Consider the following 9,688-nt stretch of genomic DNA (forward strand, 5'->3'; position numbering starts at 1 on the left):
GGCCGTACTCGCCGATCGGCAGGTACGGCTCGATGAACTCCCATTCCTCGTCAGTCAGTTGCACTCGCGCCACGCAAGAAGATCTACCGGTCCAGGCCCCGTGGCGACGTTGCGGGTCCCGGCCGAGTGGCCCGGCGCGGTGGTGCCGCGCCGGGCTGATGGTGCCCTTCGTCAGGACGCGGTGCACGAACCCAGCACGGGCGCCGCGCTGTTGCCGTTCTTCATGACGGTGAAGCCGAAGCTCGTGGACGCCCCGGCGGCGAGGCTGCCGTTGCCGTTCGGGCGCATCGTCATGACGTTGCCGGAGCTGTCCCAGGTGGGCGTGCCGTTCCATGTCGCGGAGATCTTCTGCGGCGGGGTGACCGTGACGGTCGTCGTCCAGCTGGTGATCGCCGAACTGCCCGCGGTGACGGTCACCCTGCCGTTGAAGCGGTCACTCCACTCCTCCTGCTTGCTGTACGTCACGGAACAGGACGCGGTGCCCCCGCCGCCGCCCGATCCGGAACCGCCGAGCGCGGTCAGTACGGCCGTGTAGGCGGGCTTCTTGTTGTAGTTGCCGTCGAACAGCAGGGGCGTGCCGGAGGCGCGCCAGGAGTACTTGTCGGTGATGCCCCAGACCGTGATGCCGGTGCATCGGCTGACGGCGAGGCAGGCCTTTACGACGTTGCTGTAGCTGTTGGCCTGGGCGGTGCCGGAGCCCTCGATGTCCAGCTCGGTGATCTGGACGTCGACGCCGAGGTCGGCGAAGCGCTGGAGGTTGGCCTGGTAGTCGGACGGTACGGACAAGGCGCTGTTGAAGTGGGACTGGAAGCCGACGCAGTCGATCGGCACGCCGCGTGCCTTGAAGTCGCGGACCATGTTGTAGACGGCATTGCTCTTGGCGTTGACACCGTCGGTGTTGTAGTCGTTGTAGCAGAGCTTTGCGGCGGGGTCGGCGGCGCGGGCGGTGCGGAACGCCTCCTCGATGAAGCCGTTGCCGAGCTTGTCCTGGAAGGGCGAGCTGCGCCGGGCTCCGCTGGAGCCGTCCTGGAAGGCCTCGTTGACGACGTCCCAGGAGTGGATCTTGCCCTTCCAGTGGGTCATCACCTGGGTGATGTGGTTGTTCATGGCTGCTCTGAGGTCGGCCGTGCCCAAGGAGCCCACCCAGCTGGGCAGTTGGGAGTGCCAGACCAGAGTGTGGCCGCGGACCTTCATGCCCCGGCTCTGGGCGTGGTCGACGATCCGATCGGCGGCGCCGTAGGTGAAGGAGCCGCGGCTGGGCTCGACCGCGTCCCATTTCATCTCGTTCTCGGGGGTGACCGAGTTGAACTCGGTGTTGAGCGTGGAGGCGTAGGCGGCTTCGCCGAGGTGGTTCGCGGCGACGGCGGTGCCGAAGTAGCGGCCCTTCTCGGCCGCCGCCGCGCCGAGCGTGCTCGCCGCCTGCGCCGTGCCCGACAGGGCGGTGACGCCGGCGGCGGCGAGCAGGCCCGCGAGACCGAGGACCAGGGTCGTGCGTGCGGTTCGTCGGGGGGCCTTGCGGATGGACGTGCGGGTGGCCATCTGATGCCCTCTCTTCCGAAAGTTTCGGCCATATTTCCGAATGGCGTCGCAGACCATACGGGGTGACCTGAGTCACCGTCAACGGTTCGCGTAGCACTCGTCACAGTTGGCCCTTGGCTCAAGACAGGCAGCAGTTCGCGCACGCATCATTCCGCCTGGCGAAAGTTTCGAGGCGCCAGAAGTACCGGTGGAGCAGGCGATCGTCGCCGCAGTGGTGGACGCCGCGGCCTCCGCCGCCGCGCCAGGGGCGGCGTACGCAGCACCTCACAGCTCACCCGAGCGGATGTGGCACGCCTTGCCCCGCCGGACATCGCCCACTCCCGCGCCTGTTCCGGGCCGAAGCCGCGATACATACCGAGACCGGCGAGCGCCATGTCCCAGCCGACCCCGGTCGCACCGGGGACCGTACTACCCCCTGTTGAGGAGCCGACGGACGGTGGTCGAGCACTGGGGGCCCTGGAAGCCGGCCGGTCCGACCCGACTGTTCTTCGTCGTCTGCAGAAGGCCGTCCGCGACCAGGTCCCAGCGGACATCGACCGTACCCTGCGGTGCAACCGACCTCTGCCGGGGAAGTGTGAGCGGGACAGCCGACATGGAACCGGCGCACCGGTGGTGATCAGCGGCACCTTGAACGCTCACGCAGCGTCATGAAGTGCACGGTATGTTCGAGCGGTCGGACGGAAGCGCGGGGCGACCGGCGGGCTGTCGGCGGCATGTCCTACGGTTTCCGGAAGGAGCCCGGAGTTTTCCGGGCGTATAGCCAGGGAGGCGGGGATGGTGGTCGGGGAAGGCGCTCAGCGCAAGACAGGCACGCGGAGCCCGGAGGGGGCGCCGAAGGTGACGATCACCGAGATCGCGCGGGAGGCCGGGGTGTCCGTGCCGACTGTCTCAAGGGTCGTCAACGGGCGCTCGGACGTTTCGCCCGCCACCCGTGCCCGGGTCGAGGACCTGCTGCACCGGCACGGCTACCGTCGCCGCCCGGCCGCGTCCGGCACCCGGGCGGTCCTGTTCGACCTCGTCTTCAACGATCTGGACAGCCCCTGGGCCGTCGAGATCATCCGGGGCGTCGAGGAGGTCGCGCACGACGCCGGTGTGGGCACGGTGGTCTCCGCCATCCACGACCGGGCGGGGTCCGCGCGGCAGTGGATGACCAATCTGCGGGCCCGCCCGTCCGACGGCGTGATCCTTGTGACGTCGGTGCTCGAACCGGGGATCCACGACGAACTGCGCCGCTTGGGTGTGCCGTTGGTGGTGATCGACCCGGCTGGTTCGCCGGCCACCGAGGCGCCGACCGTGGGCGCCACCAACTGGACGGGCGGGATGGCCGCGACCGAGCATCTGCTCCAGCTCGGGCACCGCAGGATCGGGTTCATCGAGGGCCCGCCCAGGCTGCTGTGCTCGCGCGCCCGGCTCGACGGCTACCGGGCGGCGCTCGACGTGGCCGGAGTGGCGGTCGACAACGCCCTGACCGTGCCCGGTGACTTCTACCACGAGTCCGGATTCACCGGCGCGGGACGGCTGTTGGACCTCGGCGAACCGCCGACCGCGATCTTCGCGGCGAGCGACCAGATGGCGCTCGGAGCGATCGAGGCGCTGCGGCGGCGCGGGCTTCGAGTACCGGAGGACATGAGCATCGTCGGTTTCGACGACCTGCCCGAGGTGCGCTGGTGCGCGCCTCCGCTCACGACGGTGCGCCAACCTCTGTCCGACATGGGCAAGCTGGCTGCCAGGATGCTCCTCGACCTCGCGCGGGGCGTCGAGCCGGCCTCGCCGCGAGTGGAACTGGCGACCGAACTGGTGGTCCGCGCGAGCACCGCACCGCCACGCCACGCATAACGGAACGTAACACTCCGGGGGTGTCAATGGTCTTTTTTGTCAAGGCCGTTGACACCCCCCTTGCATGCCCGTAACTTCCATGGCCATCTCCGCATAGTTATCGGAAATTTTCCGGAAGGTGGGCCATGTCAGCCTCCACTCGAGCCGTCACGTCCGTATTCGGCGCCTCGTCCTCCTCCTTCTCCCGCCGCCGGTTCCTGGGGACCGCGTCGGCGGTGGGTCTGGGGGCGGCCGGCCTGTCCGCCTGTTCGGACTCGGGGTCCACCACCGACAGCCAGGGCCGGACCGTCGTGGAATGGTGGAACATCCAGACCACGGAACCGTCGAAGAGCGTCTGGCCCGAGCGGGCCAAGGCGTTCGAGGCCGCGCACCCCGATGTGCGCATCAAGCTCGTCACGATGGAGAACGATGCCTACAAGTCGAAGATGACGGCGCTGACCAGTTCCGGAAAACTGCCGGACATCTACCACACGTGGGGCGGCGGTGTTCTCAAGCAGCAGATCGACGCAGGTCTGGTCGAAGACCTCACGTCCTCCATCAGCTCCCTGACCGGCACCCTCGTGCCGGCCTCGGTCAAGGCGTACCAGTTCGACGGGAAGACGTACGCCGTGCCCTTCGACATCGGCGCCGTCGGGTTCTGGTACAACAAGGCTCTGTTCGCCAAGGCCGGTATCCAGGCACCGCCCACCACCTGGGCCGACTACCTCGACGCGGTCAAGAAGCTGAAGAGCGCCGGAATCACCCCCATCGCCCTCGCGGGCAAGGAGAAGTGGCCCGGCATGTACTACTGGGCGTACCTGGCCATGCGGATCGCCGGGATCGACGGCATGCAGGCGGCCGCCGACGCCAAGGACTTCACCGGCGACGACTTCGTCAAGGCGGGTGAGCACCTCAAGGAACTCGTCGCGCTCCAGCCGTTCCAGAAGGGCTTCCTCGGCGCCGCGTACTCCACGCCCACCGGCGAGGCGGCCGCGATGGGCAACGGCAAGGCGGCGATGGAGCTGATGGGCCAGTGGGCGCCCGTCGTCCAGGCCGACGCGGGCAAGGGCATCGGCAAGGACCTCGGATTCTTCCCGTTCCCCGCCGTCGCCGGCGGCAAGGGCGCGCAGACCGACGTGTTCGGCGGAGGCGGCGGCTACGCGGTGCGCAAGGGAGCCCCCAAGGCTGCCGTGGACTTCCTGAAGTTCTTCATGTCGGCCGAGTCCGACCGCATCCTTGTGTCGAAGAGCTCGATGATGCCCGTCGTCGAGGACGCCACGAGCGCCCTGACCGATCCCAACCTCAAGCTCGTCTCCGACGCCCTCGGCAAGGCGACCGGCTTCCAGCTCTACCTCGACCAGGCGTACCCGCCCGCCGTCGGACAGGAGATCAACGACTCGGTGGCCGCCCTGATCGCCGGTTCCAAGTCGCCCGAGCAGGTGACCCGTTCGGTCACCCAGGTCGCGAAGAGCCAGTGACCGCCATGGCTTCCACGTACGTGAAGGACCCCGCGCCCGCCCCCGCTCCACCGAAGCTGCCGGACACCGGGGCGGGCCGGTCGCGGGCCCGTCGGATCGTCGACTGGCTGACCGCTTTCAGCTTCACCCTGCCCGCCCTGGTGCTGTTCGGCGTGCTCGTGCTCGCCCCGATCCTGTATGCCGTGTACGTCAGCCTGTTCAACTGGGGCGGCTTCGGCTCCCCTTCGGACTATGTGGGCCTCGACAACTACAGCCGGCTGCTGCGTGACCCGGTCTTCCTGGGCGACCTGTGGCGCGGGCTGCTGCTCGTGCTGTTCTCGGTGTGCGTGCAGCTGCCGTTCGCGCTGGGCATGGCCGTGCTGCTCAACCAGAAGCTGCGCGGCCGGGCCCTGTACCGGACCCTGTTCTTCGCCCCGTACGTCCTGTCCGAGGTCATCACCGGTGTCCTGTTCTCCATGATCTTCGCGCCGGAGGACGGGCTCGCCGACCATGTGCTCGGCGCGGTCGGCCTCGACGGCCTCGGCGGACTGTGGTTCGCCGACCAGGACTACGTACTGCCAACGCTGTTCCTCGTCATGACGTGGAAGTACTTCGGCTTCCACATGATGCTGTACCTGGCCGGACTGCAGGGCATTCCCGCCGAACTGCACGAGGCGGCCCGCATCGACGGCGCGGGCCCCTGGCAGCGCTTCCGCCACATCACCCTGCCGCTGCTCGGACCGACGATCCGCATCAGCGTGTTCCTCTCCGTGATCGGCGCCATCCAGCTCTTCGACCTGGTGTGGGTGGTCACGCAGGGCGGCCCCGACCACCACTCCGAGACCATGGCCGTGACCATGTTCCAGTTCGGCTTCAAGCGCTTCGAGATCGGCTACGCCAGCGCGATCAGCATCGGCATGTTCCTCATCAGCCTCGTCTTCGCCCTCATCTACCAGCGCTCCGTGCTGCGTCGCGACACCGAAGGAGCCCTCACCACCATGCGAGCCTCCCGATGAGCGCGGGCACGCGCAGAAGGCTGCGCTCCGCACCGCTGTACGCGATCGTGTGGCTGGTCGGCGTCGTCATGGTCACGCCGCTGCTGTACGCGTTCGTGTCCGGGTTCAAGTCCACCGATCAGCTCTCCCAAAACACCTTCGGCCTGCCCTCGCCGTGGGTGACGTCCAACTACACCGATGTGCTCGCCTCCGGCTCGTTCTGGCGCATGCTGGGTTCGTCCACACTGATCGCGGTCGGAACGACCGTACTGACCGTGGGCACCGCGGCCCTCGCCGCCTTCGCGCTGGCCCGATTCGCCTTCCGCGGCCGGGAGTTGCTCTTCACCCTGTTCACCGCGGGGCTGATGTTCCCGTTCGCCGTGGCGATCCTGCCGCTGTTCGTCCTGTTGCGCACCTTCGGGCTGCTCGACAACCCATGGGGCGTGATCCTGCCGCAGGCGGCCTTCGGCCTGCCCATGACCATCGTCATCCTGCGCGGCTTCTTCCGGGAGATCCCCGGCGAGCTCGAGGAGGCGGCCACCCTCGACGGCTGCTCGGCGTTCGGCTTCTTCTGGCGGATCCTGCTGCCCATGGCGCGGCCCGCCCTCGGCACCGTGTCGATCCTCGCCATCGTCGGAAGCTGGAACAACTTCCTTCTTCCGCTGCTGGTGTTCAGTGAACAGACCTGGTGGACGATCCCCATCGGCGTCCAGCAGTTCCAGGGCCAGTACGCCACCGACATCGCCCGCGTCTTCGCCTATCTCGTCCTCGCCATGGTGCCGGCCCTCGCCTTCTACGCCGTCGCCGAACGGCAGTTGATCGGCGGCATCACGATGGGCGCCACCAAGGGCTGAGTCCCGCGCAGGCCAACCCCTTACCAGCACCGCACCTGAGGAGTTCCATGGTCGAGCCATGGCAGGACACCACGCTGCCCGCCCACGTCCGGGCGGCAGACCTGCTCGCCCGGATGACCACCGAGGAGAAGACCGCCCAGCTGTCCAGTGTCTGGATCGGCGCCGACACCGAGGGGGCCGACGTCGCGCCCGGCCAGCACACCTACGCGGCCCGCAGCGCCGCCCTCGACGCGCTCCTTCCCTACGGCCTGGGCCAGCTCACCCGGCCCTTCGGCACCGTTCCCGTCGACCCGGCCGAGGGCGCCGCCCGCCTCGCCGAACTGCAACGCCTGATCCGCGCCGGCAACCGGTTCGGGCTGCCCGCGATCGCCCACGACGAGTGCCTGACCGGGTTCACCGCCTGGCAGGCCACCGTCTTCCCCACCCCGCTCGCCTGGGGCGCCACCTTCGACCCCGAGCTGATCACCGAGATGGCCCGGGCGATCGGTACGTCGATGCGCGCGGTCGGCGTTCACCAGGGCCTCGCCCCCGTCCTGGACGTCGTACGGGATCCGCGGTGGGGCCGCACCGAGGAGTGCATCGGCGAGGACCCGTACCTCGTCGGCACCATCGGCACCGCCTACGTGCGAGGCCTCGAGACCGCCGGGATCGTCGCCACGCTCAAGCACTTCGCCGGGTACTCGGCCTCGCGCGCCGCCCGTAACCACGCGCCCGCCTCGCTCGGCCCGCGCGAACTCGCCGACGTGATCCTGCCGCCGTTCGAGATGGCGTTGCGCGACGGCGGCGCCCGGTCCGTGATGCCCGCCTACAACGACATCGACGGCCTTCCCGCCCACGCCCACACCCAGCTGCTCACCGGGCTCCTGCGCGAGCAGTGGGGGTTCACCGGCACCGTGGTCTCGGACTACTACGGCGTCTCGCTCCTGGAGGAAGCGCACCGGGTCGCCGACGGAGAGCAGCAGGCCGCACGGCTCGCCATTACGGCTGGGGTCGACGTGGAACTGCCGGCGGCCCGCTGCTTCAGCCCCGCGGACCCGCTCCCCGAGGACCTGCTCGACCGGGCCGCGCTGCGCGTCCTCACCCAGAAGTGCGAACTGGGGCTGCTCGACCCCGACTGGGAGCCCGTCACGGGCGGGGAGCCCGTCGACCTCAACCCCCCGCACATGCGGGACCTGGCACAGAAGGTCGCCGAGGAGTCGGTCGTCCTGCTCGCCAACGACTCCGGCGTGCTGCCGCTGCGCGACGGCCTGCGCATCGCGCTGCTCGGCCCGCTCGCCGACGAGCAGGCCGCGATGCTGGGCTGCTACACGTTTCCCCGGCACGTGGGCGTGCACCATCCCGAACTGCCGACCGGGATCGAGGTCCCGACACTGGGCGAGGCGCTGCGTGCCGAGCTGCCGGGCGCCGTGTTCGTCGACGAGCCGGCGGCGGCCGAAGTCTGCCTGGCCGTGGTCGGGGACCGGTCGGGTCTGTTCGGGCGCGGCTCGTCGGGCGAGGGATGCGACGCGGAGGACCTGCAACTTCCCTACGGCCAGGCGGAGTTGCTGGACGAGGCGCTGGCCTCCGGCGTGCCGGTCGTCATCGTCGTCCTCAGCGGAAGGCCCTACGCGCTCGGTCGCTGGGCCGACCGGGCCGCCGCCGTGGTCCAGGCGTTCTTCCCCGGGCAGGAAGGCGGCGGCGCCGTCGCGGGCGTCCTGTCCGGGCGAGTCGAGCCGTCCGGACGGCTGCCGCTCGGCGTGCCGCGCACCCCCGGCGGCCAGCCCGCGCCCTACCTCGCCCCGCCGCTCGGCCGGCACGGCTTCCCCAGCACCGTGGACCCGACGCCCCTCTATCCCTTCGGGCACGGCCTGTCCTACACGACGTTCGCCTGGGACACCCCCCAGTGCGACGCCCACGAGCTGCCCACCGACGGCGAGACCACGCTGCGTCTCACCGTCCGCAACACCGGCGAGCGGCCCGGCACCGAGGTCGTCCAGCTCTACCTCCACGACCCCGTCGGCACCGTCGCCCGCCCCGAGGTCCGGCTCGTCGGCTACGTCCGCGTCACGCTCGACGCCGGCGCTGCCGCCGAGGTCCACGCCACGTTCCCGGCCGACCTCGCCGCGTACACCGGTGCCGACGGCCGCCGCGTCGTCGAACCAGGCGCCCTCGAACTGCGCCTCGCCGCATCCAGCGAACACGTCCACCACACCGTGCCGCTCACCCTGACCGGCCCCGTACGCGAGGTCGGGCACGAGCGGCGGATGCGCTGCGAGCTTCGGGTGAAGTGACCTCACGGACCAGCCCCACGCACAGCAACCACACCGCTCCGTCCCCCAGTTGAGGAGATGCACCATGCGCACATCCGCACGCCGTGTCCGCGTCGGATCCGCCGCGCTCGCCGCGTCCGCGGCTCTGCTGCTCGGCCTCGCCGCGGCGCCCACCGCCCAGGCCGGCACCGACGGTGCGAAGGCGAAGACGCTGCACGAACTGGCCCGCGAGTCAGGTCGCTACTTCGGCGCCGCCGTCGACAACCCGGAGCTCGCCGACACCGAGTTCGCCGACCTGCTCGGCACCGAGTTCAGTCAGACGACCCCTGGCAACGGCATGAAGTGGTACGCCACCGAACCCCAGCGCGGGGTCTTCGACTTCACCGCGGGCGACGAGATCGTGAACTATGCCCGTGCGAACGGCCTGAAGGTCCGCGGGCACACCCTGCTGTGGCACTCCCAGCTCCCGGACTGGCTCACCTCCGGCACCTGGACCGCCGACGAACTGCGCTCCATCCTGAAGAACCACATCACGAAGGTGGTGAAGCACTACAGGGGCAAGGTCTTCGCGTGGGACGTCGCCAACGAGATCATGAACGAGGACGGCACCTACCGCGAGAACATCTTCTACCGGTGATCTTGGCCAGTGCCCCCGCGTTCACGCGGGGGGTGTAGGCCATTTCAGAACTGCTCTGACCTCAGCTTGAGGCACGGACCTGCGCTGTTGGCCTCAGCCGATCAGGTGGGGCGCTGCTGGTTCTCGATGTACTGGCGTACGA

The 9,688-nt window shown here is 69.4% G+C and carries 7 protein-coding genes and 1 pseudogene; 6 read left to right on the forward strand and 2 right to left on the reverse strand.

The window, feature by feature from the left end; all coding sequences use genetic code 11:
* Both StrepF001_RS46780 and StrepF001_RS43050 read right to left on the reverse strand, forming a co-directional pair.
* On the reverse strand, positions 1-187 hold a 187-nt coding region (locus StrepF001_RS46780; RefSeq protein WP_206307142.1), incomplete at its 3' end, for a hypothetical protein.
* Positions 172-1,539 (reverse strand): endo-1,4-beta-xylanase, encoded by a 1,368-nt coding sequence (locus StrepF001_RS43050; RefSeq protein WP_240797977.1) that lies wholly within the window; start codon positions 1,537-1,539, stop codon positions 172-174. The genes StrepF001_RS43050 and StrepF001_RS46780, both read right to left, overlap by 16 nt.
* 774 nt (positions 1,540-2,313) lie before the next feature.
* Here StrepF001_RS43050 and StrepF001_RS43055 point away from each other — a divergent pair.
* From StrepF001_RS43055 to StrepF001_RS43080, 6 genes and pseudogenes are all read left to right on the forward strand, one after another.
* Positions 2,314-3,375: a LacI family DNA-binding transcriptional regulator gene (locus StrepF001_RS43055; RefSeq protein ID WP_129803524.1), complete on the forward strand. Its 1,062-nt coding sequence runs from the start codon at positions 2,314-2,316 to the stop codon at positions 3,373-3,375.
* A gap of 125 nt (positions 3,376-3,500) precedes the next feature.
* Positions 3,501-4,832 carry an extracellular solute-binding protein gene (locus tag StrepF001_RS43060; RefSeq protein ID WP_129803525.1) on the forward strand — a complete coding sequence of 444 codons (1,332 nt, stop codon included), beginning with the start codon at positions 3,501-3,503 and terminating at the stop codon, positions 4,830-4,832.
* A 5-nt stretch (positions 4,833-4,837) separates the two neighbouring features.
* A complete protein-coding gene (locus tag StrepF001_RS43065) occupies positions 4,838-5,827 on the forward strand; it encodes a sugar ABC transporter permease (protein ID WP_129803526.1) in 990 nt (329 codons plus the stop codon).
* On the forward strand, positions 5,824-6,660 hold the full coding sequence (locus StrepF001_RS43070; protein ID WP_129803527.1) for a carbohydrate ABC transporter permease: 837 nt from the start codon (positions 5,824-5,826) through the stop codon (positions 6,658-6,660). The genes StrepF001_RS43065 and StrepF001_RS43070 overlap by 4 nt, the downstream gene beginning before the upstream one ends.
* A 47-nt stretch (positions 6,661-6,707) precedes the next feature.
* The gene (locus StrepF001_RS43075; protein ID WP_129803528.1) at positions 6,708-8,930 is read left to right on the forward strand and encodes a glycoside hydrolase family 3 N-terminal domain-containing protein; all 2,223 of its coding nucleotides are present in this window, start codon (positions 6,708-6,710) and stop codon (positions 8,928-8,930) included.
* A gap of 64 nt (positions 8,931-8,994) precedes the next feature.
* Positions 8,995-9,543 (forward strand): annotated as a pseudogene (locus StrepF001_RS43080) (endo-1,4-beta-xylanase); the annotation flags it as partial.
* Positions 9,544-9,688: the final 145 nt, after the last annotated feature.

It is taken from the genome of Streptomyces sp. F001 (genome assembly GCF_004187715.1).
Classification (GTDB): domain Bacteria; phylum Actinomycetota; class Actinomycetes; order Streptomycetales; family Streptomycetaceae; genus Streptomyces; species Streptomyces flavusporus.

What these genes read in the sequence shown, in the direction of transcription:
- StrepF001_RS43065 (WP_129803526.1), top strand. Translation starts at nt 4,838, where the DNA reads ATGGCTTCCACGTACGTGAAGGACCCCGCGCCCGCCCCCGCTCCACCG.
- StrepF001_RS43060 (WP_129803525.1), top strand. Translation starts at nt 3,501, where the DNA reads ATGTCAGCCTCCACTCGAGCCGTCACGTCCGTATTCGGCGCCTCGTCC.
- StrepF001_RS43055 (WP_129803524.1), top strand. Translation starts at nt 2,314, where the DNA reads ATGGTGGTCGGGGAAGGCGCTCAGCGCAAGACAGGCACGCGGAGCCCG.
- StrepF001_RS43075 (WP_129803528.1), top strand. Translation starts at nt 6,708, where the DNA reads ATGGTCGAGCCATGGCAGGACACCACGCTGCCCGCCCACGTCCGGGCG.
- StrepF001_RS43050 (WP_240797977.1), bottom strand. Translation starts at nt 1,539, where the DNA reads ATGGCCACCCGCACGTCCATCCGCAAGGCCCCCCGACGAACCGCACGC.
- StrepF001_RS43070 (WP_129803527.1), top strand. Translation starts at nt 5,824, where the DNA reads ATGAGCGCGGGCACGCGCAGAAGGCTGCGCTCCGCACCGCTGTACGCG.